13 protein-coding genes and 2 riboswitches are annotated in these 20,441 nt (G+C 47.9%); of the genes, 9 read left to right on the top strand and 4 right to left on the bottom strand.

Annotated features, from left to right (window positions below; genetic code table 11):
- From B9A32_RS01735 to B9A32_RS01750, 4 genes are read right to left on the bottom strand one after another with little or no spacing between them, the layout of a single operon-like run.
- A complete protein-coding gene (locus B9A32_RS01735) occupies positions 1 to 2,160 on the bottom strand; it encodes a methyl-accepting chemotaxis protein (protein WP_212637578.1) in 2,160 nt (719 codons plus the stop codon).
- A gap of 55 nt (positions 2,161 to 2,215) precedes the next feature.
- Positions 2,216 to 2,839, bottom strand: a complete 624-nt coding sequence (locus tag B9A32_RS01740; RefSeq protein WP_084066637.1) for a chemotaxis protein CheW — start codon at positions 2,837 to 2,839, stop codon at positions 2,216 to 2,218.
- Positions 2,832 to 4,367 carry a CheR family methyltransferase gene (locus B9A32_RS01745; RefSeq protein WP_084066638.1) on the bottom strand — a complete coding sequence of 512 codons (1,536 nt, stop codon included), beginning with the start codon at positions 4,365 to 4,367 and terminating at the stop codon, positions 2,832 to 2,834. Before B9A32_RS01745 ends, B9A32_RS01740 begins: the two co-directional genes overlap by 8 nt.
- Before the next feature lie 14 nt (positions 4,368 to 4,381).
- Positions 4,382 to 4,837 carry a chemotaxis protein CheW gene (locus B9A32_RS01750; RefSeq protein ID WP_084066639.1) on the bottom strand — a complete coding sequence of 152 codons (456 nt, stop codon included), beginning with the start codon at positions 4,835 to 4,837 and terminating at the stop codon, positions 4,382 to 4,384.
- A gap of 824 nt (positions 4,838 to 5,661) precedes the next feature.
- Positions 5,662 to 5,852: riboswitch (cobalamin riboswitch) on the top strand.
- Positions 5,853 to 6,064: 212 nt separating this feature from the next.
- On the opposite strand from B9A32_RS01750, the gene B9A32_RS01755 reads away from it, so the two are divergent.
- The 9 genes from B9A32_RS01755 (at position 6,065) to B9A32_RS01795 (ending at position 20,419) form a co-directional block, all read left to right on the top strand.
- A complete protein-coding gene (locus B9A32_RS01755; RefSeq protein ID WP_084066640.1) occupies positions 6,065 to 6,874 on the top strand; it encodes a DUF2162 domain-containing protein in 810 nt (269 codons plus the stop codon).
- 70 nt (positions 6,875 to 6,944) lie between these two features.
- Positions 6,945 to 8,924 carry a TonB-dependent receptor plug domain-containing protein gene (locus B9A32_RS01760; protein ID WP_170923661.1) on the top strand — a complete coding sequence of 660 codons (1,980 nt, stop codon included), beginning with the start codon at positions 6,945 to 6,947 and terminating at the stop codon, positions 8,922 to 8,924.
- Between the two features lie 88 nt (positions 8,925 to 9,012).
- Entirely contained in the window at positions 9,013 to 9,639 is a 627-nt protein-coding gene (locus tag B9A32_RS01765; RefSeq protein ID WP_084066642.1) for a MotA/TolQ/ExbB proton channel family protein, read from the top strand.
- Entirely contained in the window at positions 9,626 to 9,985 is a 360-nt protein-coding gene (locus B9A32_RS01770) for a DUF2149 domain-containing protein (RefSeq protein WP_084066643.1), read from the top strand. The genes B9A32_RS01765 and B9A32_RS01770 overlap by 14 nt, the downstream gene beginning before the upstream one ends.
- A gap of 69 nt (positions 9,986 to 10,054) precedes the next feature.
- Positions 10,055 to 14,203 (top strand): cobaltochelatase subunit CobN, encoded by a 4,149-nt coding sequence (locus B9A32_RS01775; RefSeq protein ID WP_232366993.1) that lies wholly within the window; start codon positions 10,055 to 10,057, stop codon positions 14,201 to 14,203.
- An 18-nt stretch (positions 14,204 to 14,221) separates the two neighbouring features.
- A riboswitch (cobalamin riboswitch) is annotated at positions 14,222 to 14,436 on the top strand.
- Between the two features lie 124 nt (positions 14,437 to 14,560).
- Positions 14,561 to 16,582, top strand: coding sequence for a TonB-dependent receptor plug domain-containing protein (locus tag B9A32_RS01780; protein WP_139795666.1), 2,022 nt, complete (start codon positions 14,561 to 14,563; stop codon positions 16,580 to 16,582).
- Positions 16,583 to 17,208: 626 nt separating this feature from the next.
- The gene (locus tag B9A32_RS01785) at positions 17,209 to 18,357 is read left to right on the top strand and encodes an adenosylcobinamide amidohydrolase (protein ID WP_408607017.1); all 1,149 of its coding nucleotides are present in this window, start codon (positions 17,209 to 17,211) and stop codon (positions 18,355 to 18,357) included.
- On the top strand, positions 18,342 to 19,904 hold the full coding sequence (locus B9A32_RS01790) for a carbon-nitrogen hydrolase family protein (RefSeq protein WP_084066646.1): 1,563 nt from the start codon (positions 18,342 to 18,344) through the stop codon (positions 19,902 to 19,904). Before B9A32_RS01785 ends, B9A32_RS01790 begins: the two co-directional genes overlap by 16 nt.
- Positions 19,905 to 20,086: 182 nt before the next feature.
- Positions 20,087 to 20,419, top strand: a complete 333-nt coding sequence (locus B9A32_RS01795; protein ID WP_084066647.1) for a hypothetical protein — start codon at positions 20,087 to 20,089, stop codon at positions 20,417 to 20,419.
- Positions 20,420 to 20,441: the final 22 nt, after the last annotated feature.

Raw genomic sequence — 20,441 nt, forward strand, 5'->3', positions numbered from 1 at the left:
TCATGCGGTAACTTTATACCATTCCATTACCTGTTTTAGTTTCTGGCCCAGCTCGCTCAAATTCTGGACCGCTGTTTCAAGCTGCCTGGTGCCAGCGTCATTTTGGGCGCAGGCCTCTTTTATGTCCATCATTATCGTTCCTACCTGGTCCATCCCCACCAATTGCTGCTGGCTGGACGCCGCAATCTGAATCGCTGCCTGAGTCGCTTCGGTGATACTGGTGGTGAGAGTAGAGATCGCCCCCCCTGACTGCTTGGCCTGCTTCACTCCCGCTTCAACAGTCTTACTGCCCTCTTCGGTCACCATGACCGCCTTTCCTGTGGCCCTTTGAATCTCATTGAGTATGGCTCGCACCCTTTTTGTTCCCTGCTTGGATTGTTTTGCCAAATCCTTGATTTCCTGGGCCACAACGGAAAACCCCTTGCCCATTTCACCGGCCTTAACCGCTTCAATGGAGGCGTTAACCGACAGCAGGTTTGCCTGCTCGGCAATGTCGTCCACCGTGGCGATAATTTCCCCGATGGCCTGGCTCTGCTCGCTCAAAATCACAATGGATTCAGCAATGGAAGTCATTTGGATTTTTATCCGACCCATTCCCTCAATGGCTTCATCTGTGGCCTTTTTACCGTCAATAGATATTTGCTGGGCCTTTTGTGCGCCCTCGGAAACGGCCTTTGATTTTTTACTGGTGAGATCCGCAGTCTGTCTTACCTCTTCCACTGTGGTGGTGGTTTCATTGGCAGAGGTTGCCGTCTCAGACACACTGGCGGCAAGCTGGGTGACCGTGGTGGCAATTTCAGAAGTGGAAGAGGACAAAACATTAACCGCTTCCTTTAATGCGCCGGTCTGTTCCTGAAGGTTCCGGGTCATGGCGGCCAGGGCATTTCCCAACACATCTTTTGTTGATTTGGGTATCACTTCAATATTCAAATTGCCTTGGGATATCTTCTGGGCCACGTCAGCCTGCTCCTGAAGATTCTTGATCATGGCCACAAGGGCATTTCCCAGCACATCCTTTGTTGATTTGGGTATCACTTCAATGTTCAAATCGCCCTGGGATATTTTTTGGGCCACCACAGCCTGTTCCTGCATACTTTCCTTCATATTTCTAAAGGCATCTGCCAGTTGCCCGATTTCATCTTTTTGTACAATTTCCACCTCATGGCCAAGGTCGCCGCTGGAGATTTCTTTTGCGATCACCGTGATCCGGTCGATGGGAACAGTGATGGCTCTGATAATTGCAAATGAAATGAATACTCCTAAAACAATGATGGCAATTGTGCCGCCTAACATCAGATTGATTGACAAATTCATCTCGTTTAACATCTTAGCCTTCTGGTCAGTTCTTGCATCACCACAAGTATTTTCCACGGATCTTGCAGCTTCCACCATTTTTTCCAAATTTACGTTGAGCCCGTTATTCAGTTCATTGTAGGTGAGAAATGCCTTTTGATAACTCTCGGCATCAACAATAATTTGCTGGGCCATTTTCTTATTTTCTTCCTTAGTGAAATGATTTTTAAGATCATTTGCCTGGTTGATGATCTTTTTTATATTTTTAGTCACCTGCTGAGACGATACTATATCGTTGCGCAAAATAAAATTTTTCTCATCCTGTCTGCATTCAAGCATCCACTTGATCATCCGGTTGGCAGCATCCGCCTTATTCAACTTATCGTCCAGGTCAGCCTCGTTTGCATTTTGTGTGCGTAACTGGGTGTACTCTTTTTTTTCGTTTTGTCTTAATGCAATGGCTATTTTCTCAAGTTCACGGGCCACCCTGACCATATTGGCTTCTTGTTCTTTCTGCTTTACTTCAATATCCAGGTATTCATAAAAGGAATTGGCATAATCATCTACGGCAGTTGCCACGTCATCCATCTGGATTTTGTTGACATCCTGTGTAAATTTTGTCTTGGTCTCCCTGACCTGTTTTCTCATCTCCTCCAGTTTAGCAAGGACATCATCTGAGTGCTGCTGATCCTGTCTCAGGATATAGTTCTTTTCTGATCTGCGCACCTCAAGAATATATTTGACCAGACGGTTGACGTCGTCCGCCTTGCCAACCCGGTCCTTCACGGCAATCAGTCCGGAAGACCCTAAATACGCCACCCCCGCCGCCAGAAGCATAATAACGAAAAAACCAAATCCGATTTTCATGCTTATTTTCATGTTTTTGAGCATTTGCGCCTCTCCATTTAAAAATATTTAACACTTAATTTCCAACCTCTTCGTGTACGATTATTTTGGGGTCAGATATGATTTTTGCCGCATCAAGAACAATAGTGCTATCCTCTAAAACTCCCTTGAGATAGGCCTTGCGCTTTCCGGTTAAAGTTGGCAGCGGGGGATTAATTTCATCTGTCCGAATGAATCGAACGCCTATGATGCTATCTGATAAAATACCGAATTTATTAAATTCTGAATTTATGACGATAATTTTATTCAAATCAGCAATTCCCTTGTCGGGCAGATCAAAGAATTTTTTGAAGTCTAAAATTGAAAGAATGCTTCCGCGCAGATTGATGACCCCCAAAACAAAGTCCGGCGTGCACGGTATGGGGGTAAATTCTTTTAACGGATAAACCTCGCTGATGTATTTGGATTCAATCACATAATTTTCATGCGCCAGAACAAATTCCACCATTGAAATCTGCTCATCTTTTTCCACAATGGAGCTTGACTCCCTGGAAAGCAGTAAAGCCCTTTTTTTAAGAATTTTGATCTTTTCCTCCGGGTTCGATGATACCCCTTGTTCAATGGCGGCTTTTGACACTTCCAGGCGACGGTGGACCCGGTCCCAGTCTATTTGTTTAAAAATTCTCCCATTATCAGTCATCTACGCCTCCCTGACTGGATAAAGAGTTTATAATCTCTTTGAGTCGGCCTGCTGTTATTCCTCCTGATTCAGGTAATATTTCCTTTGTTTGCAGTTTACTCAAAATTGAAGTGGCATTATCAAAATTCTTTTTTGATTCTTCCAGTTTACCCAATTGACGGTTGATATTTCCCAAGGAAAAATAAGCAATCACAAAGTTATAGTCGAGATAGAGAACCCTCTTCAGCGCATCCACCGCATCCTCCATCCGGCCCTGTTCAGCCATGATGGTTGACAGTAGATAATGGAAGGATGGATTGAGTTTATCAATTTGAATTGCTCTCTCACACCACTTGGCGGCCTTGGCAAGATTGCCTTTATTAGCATATGTTCTGGCTAACAAAATCATGGCGTTTGTGTCGTCTTGATTGTGCGACAATAATCCATGGAGGGATTCCACGGCCTCACCATAATAGCCATTTTCAAATAATTCCAGACAGTGCCCATGGGAATTACCAGGCATTCCTATGGATTTGGAAGATTCCCGAGGAGCTTCCAGAGGCTGGGATGCGACCTTATCAAAAGTATCTTTTTGATCTAAAAAGACAGTTTGCTGCTGTAAATTGTTTTGAAAATCAAGGACTTTTTCCGGTACAAGAGGTATTTGTTTTGTTTTAATATTTTTTTCTAAAGGAACTTGAGATCTACCTTTTCTGTATAGGATAGCACCGCAAAGGTGAATAGTGGCGAATCGTGATTGAAATTTATGCGGCATTTCTCCCGGACTTATCACCAGCCATCCACCATTGGCCTGGGCTTGGTATATACGTCTGATGACCTTTTTGGTATATTCCAGGGGAAAATACATGAGCACGTTTCGACAAAAAATCACATCCATGGTATTGGTATTGTTTATCATTGAAGGATAACAATCATCCATGAGGTTAAGGTTTGAAAATTTGACCATATTTTTGATCAGCGAATTGATTTTACGATGACCATCTTCTGTTTTTGTGAAATATTTTTTTTTGATCCACTCGGGAGTACTCCGGAATGACCACTTGGTGTAGACTCCATTTGAAGCCATTTTCAAAGATCGAGGGTTGATATCTGTGGCCAAAATAGTAACATTCCAATCATTCAGATCAGGTATCATTTTTGAAAGCAATATGGCAAGGGAGTATGGTTCCTCACCTGTTGCGCATCCTGCGCTCCAAAATCGCAACCGCTTACCGGTATTGCGCCGCATCTGTATCAGTTCAGGAAGGATGTGCATTTCAAGCGCATTAAAAACATTTTTATCTCGAAAAAAATAGGTTTCCCCCACGGTGAAGTGTCTTGCCAGTATGCCAACCTGATCTTTTGTAAGGGTTGATGAGGTAAGCCAGCGAATGAAAGATTCTGGGTCTTTATGGTTGAATTCAAGGCTGACGGCCGCGATACCCCTTGTAAGATCATGCCACCGTTCTTTGGGAAAAGATATCCCCATGTTAGCGGAGAGAAACTCACTAACCAGAAAAAGGGATGAATTTGAAATCGAGTGTGTCATTAAGCCCTATTTGCTTATTCTTTCATTGCATTTTCCAAGGATTTTTCTTCATCAAGAGATAAAAATGTATCAAGATCATGAATTAGGATCATGCCATCCTTGCATTTAACTACACCTTCAATGTATTCCATACCCGGGATGATTTTTTGGGCCTTGGTAACCTCATGCTCCGAACATTCCATGATTCCGCTGACACTGTCCACTAAAAGAACCACCGTCCTGCTTACCGTGGAAGCAACAATCAGCTGGTCTGTCAGATCAATCTCCTTGGCTGGAATCCCAAAACGCTTTCTAATATTAAAGACTGGCAAAATTTGGCCCTGAACATCAACGACACCAATGACATTGGCAGGAGCCTTGGGCAATGGAGTGGGTTCCACCGAGCGTACTACTCTGTCGACTGAGTCAAGGTGTAAGGCATATTGAAGACCGGCAAGGGAAAACCTAAGTAGTTGAATAAGATCGCTCATGATTTTATCCTTTTAAACCAGTATGGATTGTCTGTATCCCCCAAAATGATTTCATTTTTTTGGGGAAATATTCCTGAAAAATGGAATTGGCGTAAAAGTCCATTTCATTAGACTAAAAAGCTCCCCCTGCAAGGGATAGGATCATGGAAATGTGATATATTGAGAGATGTCGACTATTTTAGTCTTAAATATTCTTGGGCTTGGTCATAATGTCGGCCATTTTGCGATAGAACATTAGTGGTAAATATTAACATTTTTAATTACAGCATGTTGCGATCAATAAAATTTTATCCCACATATAGTGGCCCAGCTTATAATCAACCCCATATTTTTATTATATGATATAGAGTAAAACAAATCAAATGTAAATATCCCGGTTCCACCAAATGAAGTGCTAACCTCCGAATGTTCCCAAGACAATCCCCCTGAAAAGAGAAGTTAAAGACTTAAAAAGCATTTTTTATAACGGACATCTCCTATCGGACACAACGAATATAGAAGATAGTGCCATGCCCCCCCCCGAGGAGCAATGGGCTGGCCCGGCCCGGAACTCTGTAGACAGCTCAATTGACCGGTTCCTATTTCCCCTCGGGGAGGGCGCTCTGCTGGGGTAATCTTGAAGCTTACCTTTTCATGTAAAAATGATAATGGCTTTACGACAACATTATACATTCAGCTCACATGTTTATAGTGGACACCGTATGTTGTAATAAAATCTCAAAAATGTAAGCGTTGACAGGAATAATTTATTGAGTTAGTTAGAACCAATATTTTTCAGATATAGATCCAGCTGAAAATTCTGAAAACCGGCACACGGTTTTCCGGAAAACAGCCAAAACAGATTGTGGGAAAGCTGGACAAGGGAATCCCGTGAAATTCGGGAACGAGCCCGTCGCTGTAACCGGGGACGAACACGGCAAAATGCCACTGATTGTTTTTAAACTTAAAGATTGGGAAGGCGCCGTCAGTAGAAGGATCCGGAAGTCAGAAAACCTGTCTGAAAAATGAACCCGTAATCGCGTGGATGGCGTGTGTGGTTCAAGATCTGATGGATAAAAAGGGATTTCCAGGATCGGCACTTTATGTCGATCCTTTTTTTTTGCTCAAAATCTGAACAAAATCCATCACCTCACCCGCCTCCCTTTTTTCATGGATGGTCTGGATCTTTCGGGACGCTCACGCCCCTGCTGCCCCGCCCCATGATTACACCTTGTTCCGGAGGATACAATGGCCCTGAAGAGCCTGTTTCTGGGAGTTCTTTTTTCCATGGGAATCTTTGCCGTTAAAAGCGGTTTTGGCCTTAATTATTATTTGGGAACCTGTAGTGGTATCCCTAAAAGGGTCTGGGGCACAACACTCTTTACAGTGCTCTATGGTCTGATTTTTATTGCTTGCACTATTTTGGTTACCACCACCGACCTCATGGCCTGGTTTCCGCTGTTTCAAATCATTATTTCCCATGCCATGACCCTTCATTTTTTTTTGGCGGTTCTCATGTGCATCTGGAGCCTGGCCCTGATACGAAAGAAAAAAGGCAACAAAAACAAAACCCGGGGCTGGATGCTGCTGGCACTGCCCTGCCCCGTTTGCATGGTGGTTATTTTTTTATCTGTGGCATTTTTCGCAGCCTATGTCCCTGAGCACGTAAAAGAAACAATTTCCCTGCTTTTTCTGGGATTTATGATCCTGAACCTTTCCACCCTGGGAGCCCTGTATAGACTGGGCAAACGCACCCACACCCCACCGGACCATCTGTTGGGAGGAGCCATGTTGTTCATTGCGCTTTATTTTTTGCTGTCCGTGATCATCATGCCCCAGTTTTCAGGTATTGAAGAGATTTACAGCCTCTCTTTGCATGGCAGTCCCCCAGGACAAGATCTTTTAATGGAAAAGCGATGGACCTTCACCCTGCTGACCCTTTTGTTCATGGGCGGCACCCTCACAGCAATGTCCCAGATGAGCCCATCTTCTTTTTTCCATTCCCTGGTCCCAGCCCCTTTACCCTGGAAACGTCACAAAAATATTTATAAAAAATAGTACTTTCAATGTTTGTTGTGTTCCACAGGACATGCCCGTTATTAACAAATCACCCAGGAGAACAATTAAAATGATACCCTCTCAAACAATTCACATCCCCGGCTTCCGGCCCGGCCTCACCCTGTGGCAGATAAGGATCTGCCCCGTGGATATTGTCACCCTTTTATTGACAGTATTATTCATATTGGGGCCAATCACAGTCCGGGCGGACCACAGTCAAACAAAGAACCCAAAAGCCTCCACAACAAAGGCAAACACCGCCATGACGCCTGCGGTCACCCTGGAAGCGGTCACCGTGGTGAGCCGGAAAATAGACGATTACATCCATAAAAATCCCAATCAGGTGGTGAGCATGGATGCAAAGGAAATGGCCCAGAGAAATTTCCTGGAGGCCTATGATGTATTGAGCAGCATGCCCGGCGTGGACGTCAGAAGAGGGTCCAGCGGCATGGGGGCCCGCATATCCATCCGGGGCGGCGGCGGTTCCGGCAGTGTACTGGTACTGGTGGATGGTCGTCCCATGAACACCGGTCAATTCAGTGGTGTGGATCTGGGCAGCATTCCCATGGATATTATCAAAAAAATAACCGTATTCAAGCCCCCGGCACCGGTGTGGCTGGGTCCAGGCAGCAGTGCCGGAGCCATATACATTGAAACCAAACAGGGAAAAGCCGCCAAAACGGCCACATCCAGCGGACGACTGAGAACCGGTGCCGGTTCCTTTGGCCGTTTTGATCTCAACGGGTCCTGGAAAACCAGCTGGGAAAAAAGCAACCTTCTTTTGGCCGCAGGCTACGGCCACAGGGATGGCAAACGGGAAAACAGCCAGCGGGATAAAGGCCACTTCAGCTTTAACTGGGACAAAGAGACCCAAAGCCTTGTCAATGTCCAGGTGAACGGCAAGTATTATCTGTCCAACCATGGCATATCCGGCCCCACCTACAATCCCACCCCCCATGCCCACCAGCGCTATGAAAAGGGAGGGCTTGACATGAAAATCAAGGGATTCATGGGAGATACACTGGATTATGAACTTAAGGCTTTCGGGGATTTCACAGATCTTGAAGACACCTCCAACACAGGGGAAAAGGCCAACCTGGATTCATTTTCCACCGGCGGGGGTGGAGAAATCTTCTGGAACAATGAAGCCGGAGACAAAGAACTTCGCATGGGAACCTTGATTAAAACCGAACAGGTTGATCAAACCCTCACAGGAGAACATGACCGCACCCAGGTATCGCTGCATGCCATGCACACCATGAAGTTCAATCCATTTATTTTAACCATGGGGGCCCGGGGGGATTATTCCAATGATTTTGATTTCTCACCGGCAGGCAACCTGGGCCTGAGTTATGAAATCATGCCCGATCTTCTGATGAAAACCAGCCTGGGTTATACCACCAATCTTCCCAGCTTTGGCCAGCTTTACCAGCCCAGCCACGGCTCCATTGATCAGGTCCGGGGCAATCCTGATCTCAAGGAAGAAAAAATCACCTCCTGGACCCTGGGCATCCAGAAAAATTTTAAGAAAAAAAGTTACATGGAACTTGTCGCCTTTCGCACAGACAGCAGGGATCTTATCAAATACCAGCGGGGGGCAGATCTTATCAGCCGACCGGAAAATGTGGACAAAGCCTGGAAACAGGGAGTGGAAGTCACCTTTAAATATAAATTGGGCAAAGGCCTTTCCCTGGATCTGAACCATGTATGGCAGGACACAGAAAACGAAGACAACGGCAAAGAGTTAAGTTACGCGCCGGACCACTCCTTTAAAGCAACGCTGAAGTCCAAATTAAAGCGGGGGACCCGCCTGGAAAGCTCCCTGCGGGCCTATTCCTGCCAGTTTACGGATACGGATAACACAGAGGCCGAGGCCATTCACGGCTATGCCACTGTGGATGCCAAGGTGATCGAACCCATTCATATATGCAAGCGTTCCGGTGAGGTGTATCTGCATCTCATGAACCTTCTGGATCGCGACTACTCATCCCATTATGGCTACCCCGACGACGGCTTTCGCTTTGTCTGTGGTTTAAATCTTAATTTTTAACGCTTGTTTAAAAATCAGGGGATCGGCTGCAATCCCATTAGATTGCAGCTGACTCATCTATTTTTAAACTGACCTTTAAGGACGTTCAATGGCTTTTGATGCAATTTTAAAAACTTTTATTTACATTGTTTCCGCTTCTTTATTTTATCCTGTTCTATTTCTTCTGGTACTGGCTTTTTTGTGGGTCATTGTGTTCAGTGGCGGCTTTTTCGGCCAATGGCTCCAGCGTACCCGCCTGGAAAAATCCCGGCCCGAGGACCTGCCCGACATCATTCTTAACAAAAAAGAAGCAGCATACCTGCCCCGGAACATCCAGACCTTTATCAGCCGCTTGCGCACCGTGGTCCATGACCCGGCATATTCCGAGCTTGCCATAGAAAATTTCATCCAGGACACCACCTTGAACCTGTGGAAAAAAATCGACCGCCTGCGGATTCTGGTGCGTGCGGCCCCTTCACTGGGGCTCATCGGCACCCTTATTCCCATGGGCACCGGTCTTGCCGCATTGGGCCAGGGGGATTTAAGCCGGCTCTCCTCGGATCTTGTCATTGCCTTTACCACCACGGTGGTGGGCATGACCGTGGGCATCACGGCATTTTTCATGTACACCGTCAAACGCCGTTGGATTGAAGAGGATGTCAAGAACCTGGAACTTGCCGCAGAACTCATTGCAGGGGTAACAGAAGAAAAGGAAGACACCGGTGAAGTATTATAAAAAAAGACGTCACAGCGGGGTACACAAACCCCTTGGCAATCCTGCATTCAGCGATGACGATCCCCTTTCCGGGGTGGCCAACCTCTTTGATGTGGGGCTGGTGTTTATTGTGGGACTCATTGTGACCTTGTTTTCCGCCTATTCCATGCAGGATCTGTTTGATGAAAAAAAGAACATGACCATCATGAAGCAGTCGGACAGCGGTGAGATGGAGATCATCACCAAAAAAGGCAATAAGATCAAGGCCGTGAAGATGTCCAAAAGTAAAATGACGGGCCAGGGTACCCGCCTGGGGGTGGCCTATCAGCTCCAGGATGGTTCCATGGTGTATGTACCGGAAAAATAGTAAATATTCGGTGAGTTTTTGTAAATCCGGGGTATTGCAACCAGCAAAAAAAAGGGATTAATCACAGAAATGAACGTCCAGATGTCTCCCAACAAAAATCCCTATAAAGGGCATGTCCTTCCGCACACAACGAAGATAGAAAATGGCATTACGCCGCCCCCGACGGCTGCCCTGTCTGGAACAAAAACGCCGAAGGAATTTCTTATCAAGGCCACCACCCTGATAAAAATGTTGGTGATTGTTTTTCTTCTCATGTCAGGGGCAACGCCCTTGCTTTCAGATGCCCGGGCAGATGAAAACGTGGCCATCCTGGATGCAGATACCAACAGTGTCCAGCTGAACCTGGCCCTGCAAAAACTACAACTGCCTGACAGCATTCATACCCGTTTTTTTACCCTGGCAGACATCAGGGATACCGGAGAAAAGGCAAAAGAGGCAAAAGCCTTTATTGATAAAGCAAAGGTGGTTTTTGTCAATGTCATGCTTTCCGATCTTGCCCAATACATGGTCACAGAAAAGCTCATGGCCCGGAAAACCGTTTACGGCATGAGCCGGGGCCGGGACATGGATACCCTGAAACAACAAGGGTTTATTTTTGATGAAACCATGGAAGGCTATTATGGCAATCTTTGTGTTTACAATATCATCCAAATGGTGCGCATGGCTGTCCATCGCCATGTGGACGACGCTATTACATTTGCCCCGGCCCGGCAAAAACCCCATGACATCATTTATCACCCCCATGCACCGGACAAATTCCAGCAGGTAAAAGCGTTTCAGGCATGGTATGAAAACCGTGGAGATTTCAACCCCAAAGCCCCATGGATGGCCATGCTTTTTTATGCATCCACCCTGCAACAGGGGCAAAGGACGGCTGTGGATGAAATGATTTTGAAGATGGAACATGAAGGCTTCAACGTCATGCCCTGTTTTGGCACATTAAAAACCGTGTTCAGCCGCTTTCTTCTTCCTGCACGCCCCAAGTTGGACATGGTACTGGCCTTTACCATGAAATTTTCCTCTTCCATCAACCCGGAAATCCATAAAGCCGTGAACCACCTTAATGTTCCCATATTTAATGTAATAAGGCCCTATGGTACCACCATTGAAGAATGGCGAAACAGCGACCTTGGCCTCACCCCTTTTGAATCCACCTGGGCATTGTCCGTGCCTGAATGTTCCGGTGCCATTGAACCCACGGTGGTGGCCGGTAAAAAACAGATATGGGACGAAACCACGGGAAAACGCCTTTATATTTATGAAAACATTGATGAAACCCTCTCTTTTCTCATTGCCCGCCTGAAAAAATTGGCCATTCTGCAAAAAAAGCCCAACCCGGAAAAAAAAGTGGCCATTCTCTATTATAACCACAGCCAGGGCAAGCAGAACATCGGTGCCAGTTATCTCAATGTGTTCCGGAGCCTCCAGGAGATGCTGGGGCGTATGGCAAAGGAGGGATACAGGGTCGACAACGTTGAAAGCCTTTGTGAAACCGGTATCCAGAAACTGATCATGGCCACCGGCCGCAACATCGGCTCCTGGGCTCCGGGGGAGCTGGATGCCATGATGGCATCGGGTCATGTGGAAACAATTCCCCTGGCCACCTATGAAAAATGGTTCAAGGCCCTGCCCCCGGATTTTCAGGAAAAGGTAACAGCCCAGTGGGGCCCCCCTGCCAATTGTGCCATCATGGTGAAAGACGGGCAGTTGATTTTTCCCATGGTAAAACTTGGCAACCTTGTACTATTGCCGGAACCGGCCCGGGGATACAGTGATGATCCCATGAAACTCTACCACGATCCCACCCTCTATCCCCACCACCAGTACATTGCCGCCTATCAGTGGCTTAATCATGTGTTCCATGCCGATGCCATGGTGCATCTGGGTACCCATGCCACCTATGAATGGCTTCCGGGCAAACAGACCTGTCTTGCCCCCTGGGATCCTCCGGAAATCATGGTGGGGGACATCCCCAACATCTACCCTTACATTGTGGATGATGTGGGTGAGGGCATCCAGGCCAAACGCCGGGGCCGGGCCGTGATCATTGACCACCTCACCCCGCCCATGGCCCAGGCCGATCTGTACAACGAATACGCAGAGCTCAAGGTGATCATGGGAAAATATGAGCTGTCCCACAGCATGGGCAGCGACACCGCAGGGCAATATCTCATCCGCTTGGAAGAGATGGCCAGAGCGCTTGGCCTGTTAACAGATCTTGGCCTTGAAGCCTTTGACCATGATGCCGTGGAAGCACTGGATCTCTATCTCCATGAAATGGAAACCAACTCCCTGCCCCACGGCCTTCACACCTTTGGTACCGCCTGGTCCCGGGAGGCGGTTAAGGAAACCCTGGCGCTCATTGCACATCAGAACCCCAATGAAGACAAGGGCCTCATCCGGCAAAACCTTGAGAACTCACCTGTCCGGGAAATGGACAATTTCATCCGGGCCCTGGATGGTGAATACATCCCGGCAGGAGAAGGAAATGATCCGGTAAGAAACCTTGCCGCCATTCCCACAGGGAAAAATTTCTACGGATTTTCACCGGCCAGGGTACCTTCCAGGGCTGCCTGGGAAATGGGCAAAAAGGCAGCAGAGGCCCTGATCCGGGATCGCCTGAAAAAGGATGGCACCTACCCCCAAAAGGTGGGGGTGGTGCTGTGGGCCACGGAAACCACCAGAAATGAGGGGGTCCATGAAAGCACCATTTTATATCTCATGGGCATGGAACCGGTGTGGGATGCCACGGGCAGGGTCACAGACAGCCGGGTGATCCCGGGCAGGGTTCTGAGCCGTCCCCGCATTGACGTGTTGATCAACCCTTCAGGGCTCTACCGGGACATGTTCCCGGACAAGCTTTTGTTCCTGGACAAGGCCGTGCAAAAAGCCATGGCCCAGACGGACATGGAAAATTTCCTGGCAAAAAATAAAAACAGGATAAAAGCCGCTCTCATGGAGTCAGGTCTGGATGAAGCCGGGGCCGAGGAGCAATCCCGATTTCGTATTTTTACGGAAAACACCGGATCTTACGGAAACGGGGTGGCGGAAATGGCCGGCAACTCCGGGGTGTGGGAATCTGATGAAGAGATCTCCCGGGTGTACATGAACCGCACCCAGTTTGCCGTGGGACAGGGGAAATGGAGCACCCCCGTCAAACAGGCCCTTAAAGAAAATTTAAGGGATGTGGACATTACGGTCCATTCACGCTCCAGCAATGTTTACGGCCTCATTGATACGGATGATTTTTTCATGTATCTGGGGGGCATGTCCCTTGCTGTTAAAAATATTAACGGAAAAGCACCAGATACCCGGGTCACCCTGAACCGCCAAAAAAATGAAGTCATTGTGGAAGATGCGGCAAGGACAATCGGCCGGGAGATGCGTACCCGTTATCTCAATCCCCAATGGATCGGGGCCATGAAAAAAGAAAACTATGCCGGGGCCCGTCAAATGTCTGAATTTGTGGAAAACTTCTGGGGCTGGCAGGTGACGGTGCCCGATGCTGTGGGCCAGGCCCAGTGGCAACAGATCAATGAGGTTTATGTTGAGGATAAGTACGGCCGGAATGTTAAGGCATTTTTAAATGAACACAACCCCTGGGCCTATCAATCCATGACGGCCCGCATGCTGGAAGCTGTGCGCAAGGGGTATTGGCAGGCAGATAAAAAAGTAACGTCGAAACTTGCCGTGGAATATGCCGTGAACGCCGTGGAAAAAGGGGTGGCCTGCTGTGATCACACCTGCAATAATCCTTTGCTCAATCAGATGGTGGTGAATCTTATTTCCGTGCCCGGGGTATTGTCCCCGGAGGTGGTGGAACAATTTAAGATGGCCATTGAAAAAATGGCAAAAAAATCCCTTGAAAAGCAGGTGGCTGAGCGAAAGGCCCTTCAAAAGGCCCTCAATGCCGACCTTGCCCAATCTGCCCGGCCGGAGGCACCGTCAAATAAGACAAACGCCCAAAAGGAAGCGGTGAATCCACCGGCTGCCACCATGGACAATGCAGTTAAATCATCTGACATGGAAAAACCCAGTCACACAGGTGAAGAAGAGCCGGACACCCAAAGTGTTGAAGGGTATAAAATGGAGGAGATGAAATCCCAGGATACCCAGACCACAGTGAGTTCCTCCGGGGTTCAATGGTTTGCCGCTGTGTTCATTCTGGTGATGATGGCGCTTTTCGCATGGGGTATTGGCAGAGGAAAAAGGGGGTAATTACCCAATTACTTAAACTATATTTTTATTTATCAAGGTGCATAAAGGTTATTTTCTATCCGTCAATAGCCTGATTTGCCGAACAGGGAACCCCGTTAAAATCGGGGACGGGCCCGCCGCTGTGACCAGGGACGAACGCCGCAGATAAACCACTGTTTCAAAGATTGAAATGGGAAGGTGCGGAAAACGGATGATCTGGAAGTCAGAAGACCTGCCTTGATAATCAACAGGATATTTTTCGTGGACAGAAAGATATCCAATAAACATCCGTGGATAAAACAGGGACATCCCGGGTCGATACCCATCGGTCCGGGAATTTTTCCGGACCCATTGTTTATTTCAGTAGAGGAAGGAAAAATGAAAAAGATTTTTATTACAACCATGCTGGCCCTGGCCTGTTTCAACCCGGCATGGGCAACCACGGAAGAGGTGGCTCAGGTGGGAGAAATGGTGGTAACAGCCACCCGAGAAGATGCCAGAGCCATTGATGTCCCCACCCATGTGGAAGTGATCTCCCAGATGCAAATTGAACAGTCCGGTGCACTGAACCTGGGAGATCTTCTGGGAAAATTTACCACAGGCCATCTGCACAAGTACAACGGCATGCTCACCTCCATCGGCATCCGGGGATTCAGAACCGAGGCCCACGGAGATGACTTAAAAGGCTATGTTCTGCTGCTGGTGGACGGCCACCGCCTGGGAACAGGTAATGCTGCCAAGATCGATATCGCCCGCATCGAAAAAATCGAAATCATCAAGGGGCCCTCTTCGGCATTGTATGGCTCTGCTGCCATGGGCGGTGTGGTCAACGTGATCACCAAAAAAAGCACCGGAGACATTAAAACCACCCTGACCCAGGAATTTGGCAGTTTTGACTGGTCTGAAACCAGCATCTACAGCGGGGGCGGTATCAATGAAAAATGGGGGTATGACCTGTCTGGATCATATTCCGACGTGGATGACTATGATGACCCCGAATTCGGCACTGTTTACAATACATCGGAGATGCAGAAAAAAATCGGCGGTAACATCACCTTTGCCCCGGCAGACAACCACATGTTCCGTCTGGGGTTTGACATGGCAGACCTCACCGGGACCTACCCTTCCTGGGACAATTACACCACCTACTCCAACTATGTAAAAGATGCTGTTTCAAAATATGATAAAAGTCATAGATTCTTTGACCTGGAATATAACGGCGCCTATCTTGACGGCAAACTGAAATGGAAAGCCATGGGCTATTATCTATGGGACAAAAACCACTGGTACTATGGATCTCCTGATCCGGATCTGTCCCAGTCAGAATACACCGATGACACCTGGGGAACAGATCAGCAGTTCACCTATGCCCTTGCTTCGTGGAATACCCTTTTAATGGGCTTTACCCTGGAAACTTTGGAAAAAGAATCAAAGGGCGTTTCCGGCGGTTCCCCTTCCCTGCCCTATACACCGGGCATGGAGTACGATACCCAGGCATTGTTCCTCCAGGACTCCATGGATTTCATGGACAATCGACTCAACGTGATTCTGGCAGCCCGGTATGACAATTTTGATTTGACCACCAAATCCCCGGAAACCGGTACCCTGCTCAGCATCAACGAAAGAAGCGAAAGCTTTGATCATATTTCTCCCAAAGCCGGTGTTTCCATGAAATTCATGGATGAAATGCTCAAGGTGCGCACCAATGTAGGGGTAGGGTTCAAGGCGCCCTCAGCAGATCAACTGTCTGCCATGTATGAAAAAGAATCATGGGGATCTGTTTCCCGGTATCTGGGAAATCCGGATCTGGACCCGGAAACCAGTCTTACCTGGGATGTGGGATTTGATCTTTTCTTCCATGCTGCGGACCTGAGTGTCACCTGGTTCCACACCGATTACAAAGATAAAATCGTCACCACCTCCACAGAGTATGACAACAAAACCTGGACCACCTGGGAAAACAGCGGAGAAGCTGAACTCCAGGGATTTGATATCAACCTCAAGTGCAATCTCAGCCAATTATTCAACTGGGACCCCTTAGTGAGCCTTTATTCCAACATTACCTTTAACACTGATTTTGAGGATAAAGACACCCATGAGGACTTGCTCTACATTTCTGACTATGAAATCAAATCAGGTATGAACATTAACCACAAAGGCTGGGGCATGGCCCTGTCCCATGTGCTGGTGGGGCCCCAGATGATCACCAATTATGATACCTATGTGGACGAAGAAAAGGGTTCCTTTAGTTTCTGGGATCTGAATCTGAAGTATGACTTCATGGATAATTACGGTATTGAGGTTAATGTGTTGAATATGTTTGATCAGACCTATGAATGGGTCCGGGGATATATTATGCCGGAAAGAACCTTTAAGGTGGCACTATCCTATACATTCTAATTTAGCGTGATATTGCGGGCGGCATCTTCTGTCACCTGCTACTGAAGAAATGCGTATAACGCCCAGGGGACAGATTTTTAAATCTGTCTCCGCCTCCACAGATTTACGGAGTGAATATAACGGGCATGTCCTGTCGGACACAAGAAATGGAGGGTCGTAGACGCGGAGCCAAATGGTACTATACCGCCGCCCCCCGACGGGCAATGGGCCCGGACCGGAACTGTAGACAGCTCAATTGTCCGGTTCCTATTGCCCGTCGGGGGGCGGCTCTGCTGAGGTTGATTTGAGGCTGCATTTTCTAATAATTGCCATGGGCAGATCATATTGGGATTTGGCCTGCCCACAACGAAAAATAAAACTCTAATTATTACAGATCTTTGGACGGAGTTTCATATAAAACCGCCACGGGCGGACCGTAGTCTGATCCAGCTCTGCCCACAACGAAGTTTGAAATACACCCCTGGTTTGCGGAGTATTTCATATAACGGTCATGATGCGCTGCATCACAACAAATAATGAAAGTCTATTATAAAAATATCCGAATGGTTCTACCGTTCTGTATATGTCTGAAATTATGATATTTAAAATTACTTTCTTATAAAAAAAAACAGGAGATAAAAGTGCTATTGGGTACCTATTACGATGCATTGACCCTTCACAGGAACAACAAAAAAGTATACGCGCGGTTCAATATACCCCACGCCGTGGTCTCCACCTGCCGGATCAACGGCGGTCTTCGGGATGACATCACCACATTGCTCAACCACCAATCCTGTGAACCCTGCAATCACACCCTGGCCCGGGCCGCTTCCGTTGTCCGGGAGCCGGAAGCCTATCTTGAACGCATCTGCAGGGAAGAAGATCTGGATCACACCACCTGCGCATCATTGGGAACAGCCGCCAATATGAATTACACCGCAGTGGAATCCCTGGAATTCAAGGAACTCACCGTGGTTGCCGTTGCCACCGGAGGTGTGGAAGCCAATGCAGGAAGAGCCGGTGACCCAGCCCACTATCATGAAACAGACGGCACCTTTATCCATGAATCCCATCCAGATAAAAAGCCCACCCCCGGCACCATCAACATCATGGTCTTTATCAATCGCACCCTTAACCGGGGCGCCCTTGTCCGGGCCATAATCACAGCCACGGAAGCCAAAAGTGCCGCCTTGCAGGAACTGTCCGTTAATTCCCGGTATTCACCGGAACTTGCCACCGGTACCGGAACGGATCAGATGGGTATAGCCTGCCAACAGGGGGATGAAATACCCCTGACCAGTTCAGGCAAACACACAAAACTTGGAGAACTCATCGGCAAAACCGTTAAAAAAGCGGTGAAAAGAACACTGAAACTTCAAAATGAATTGACACCCCAGGGCCAACGGTCCATAAAGATTCATATTGAACGCCTGGGTACGGATAAGACAAAAATGCTGGAAGGAATCAGCAAATTTCTGGATGAAAAAACAGCCACCCTGCTGAAAAATAATTTTGACAGTGTCAACCGGGACCCCCTTGCCGTGGCTGCTGCTGCAGCCCTGATGCACCTGCGGGACAAGTGGGCCTGGGGCATTTTGCCCAAAGGATGCATGAAAGAGATATGGTCCAGCCAGGGTGCACAGCTGGCAGCGGCTGTTTCTGGAAATATCCATCAAATTCCAGATTATTACCAACGTCTTTCCCAAACCCTTATCACAGTGGATGATATCCATCTGCTGCAACTGCTTTACCAGGCCATGGCCATGGGATTTAAAGAGAAATGGAAAAACAACTGAAAATCGGACTGGTTCACCTGGATGTCCGGTATAAAAATCCAGAACTGAACCGCAAAACACTTTTACAACTCAATGAAAAAGCTGCCCAAAAAGGCCATCAACTCATCGTTAACACGGAAATGGCCATTCCCGGATATAGTTTCCAATCCCTGGAAGACATTGCCCCCCATGTGGAAACAGACAGCGGCCCCACCATGACCGGATTGCAGGCCATTGCCCAAAAATATGGTGTATTCATCTGCCTGGGATTTGCAGAAAAAGACGCTGAAAGCGGCATTTATTACAACTCTGCCCTGGTTCTGGACCCCGGGGGTAATATTGTGTGTAGATACCATAAAATCAATGCAGAAACCCGATGGGCCTGCCCGGGTAACGGCGTGCAGGATAATTTTTTTGAGACCCCCTGGGGAAGAATTGGTGTGTTGATCTGTTCAGATACCTACCATGGACTCATGCCTCGTCAGACCGCCCTTAAAGGAGCCGACCTCATCATTGCCCCGGCCAACTGGCCCCGGGGGGGGCTGGATCCTGCAGAACTGTGGCGGGTCCGGGCTTTGGAAAATGGTGTTTACATGGTGGGTTGCAATCGGGGGGGAAGGGATCGCACCATGTCCTGCAAAAACGCCCCTTCCTGCGCCTTTGATCCCCATGGCCGCACCCTTCTGAACCGGGAATCATCAAGCTCTGCCTTGATGACCGTGAATATTCCCCTGGAAAAGGGGCGCCTGGCCCGGACAAAGCGCTTTGAAAGACTCAAACAGCGCCATCCGGAACGATACCGGCCCATCTATCTGGACATGCGGCATGTCACCTATGGTGGTGGCGATTACACCTCCTACTACGATCTTGCCCCTCCGGGCCTTTATGAAATATCCTGCTACACCCAGGTTGCCACGCTTCAGTCCATCCTGAATATTGTGCAAAAACACCAAATCCCGGAAAAATCCAATCTTGGCGTGCTGCTTTTTCCAGAACTTCCCCACCAAAAAAATGTCATGGCACTGCTTCCCGTTATTAAACAGCAAATCCAGGACTCAAAAAAAGCGGTGTGCCTGGGATTCAGAGATGAAGCCGGGGCCTCCAGACAAATTTTCATGACCCCGGACGGCATGGTGTACCACCACGGAAACAACTGGACAAAGGAGTGCATCAGCAAGGCAAACGCCCTTCCCGGTGGAGATTGTTACCGCACCATTGTGGACATGGGACCCATCCGTGCCGGTATCTGCACCCCTGACGAATTGACCCACCCGGAGGTGGCCGTGGCCCATGCCAAACTGGGATGTGATGTACTTTTTTCCTGTGCCGGGCACATTGAACCCTCCTGGCAGATCGTGGCAGCAGCCAAAACCCTGGAGCGCATCAACATTGCCGTGGCCGGCCATAATATGGGGTTTATCTGCCAGCCCCCGGAATCCCATGACCGATGGAAGGAAAACCTGAACACCGCCTCTGGTGTTTGCCGGGCAATGCTTGACTCAAATGAAACCCGGTCCAAAAAATTCCAGGACCGGCTGGATTTTATGACCTTGTTGTGCCAGACCTGACTGATCCAGAATAAACCCATAAATCCCAAGGTAAATATTCGGTCAGCACCCCATATTCACCTGTTTTGGCCTGCTCACATAGCAATAGTATGCTACGCAGTCCCAAACAGGTGAATATGGAGCACTGTCCAAACATTTACATACCCAAACCGAATATTTACATCCCAAGGAACAAAACGCCAATGAAACGAATCGTTTACAAAGATAAACTGGTTGAAATCACACAGGATACCATCCTGTTCCGACATTATTATTTTCCCCTGGGTGACAAACAAATTGATATCAGCAACATCAAAAAGCTGGAAACATTAAAGCCCACCTTAATGAGCGGCAAGTGGCGCATCCATGGTACCGGCGATTTTACGACCTGGTTTCCCTGGGATTCGGGCAGACCCAAGCGAGACATGATTTTTCGTATCACCCTTCACAAGGGATGGTGCCGTATTGGGTTTACTGTGGAGGATTCTGCTGCGGTTACTGCTATTTTTGAAAAATGGAAGTTAATTTCTAAATAACCGCCACGGGCGGACCGTATTC

It is taken from the genome of Desulfocicer vacuolatum DSM 3385 (assembly GCF_900176365.1).
GTDB classification, from domain to species: Bacteria; Desulfobacterota; Desulfobacteria; order Desulfobacterales; family Desulfobacteraceae; genus Desulfocicer; species Desulfocicer vacuolatum.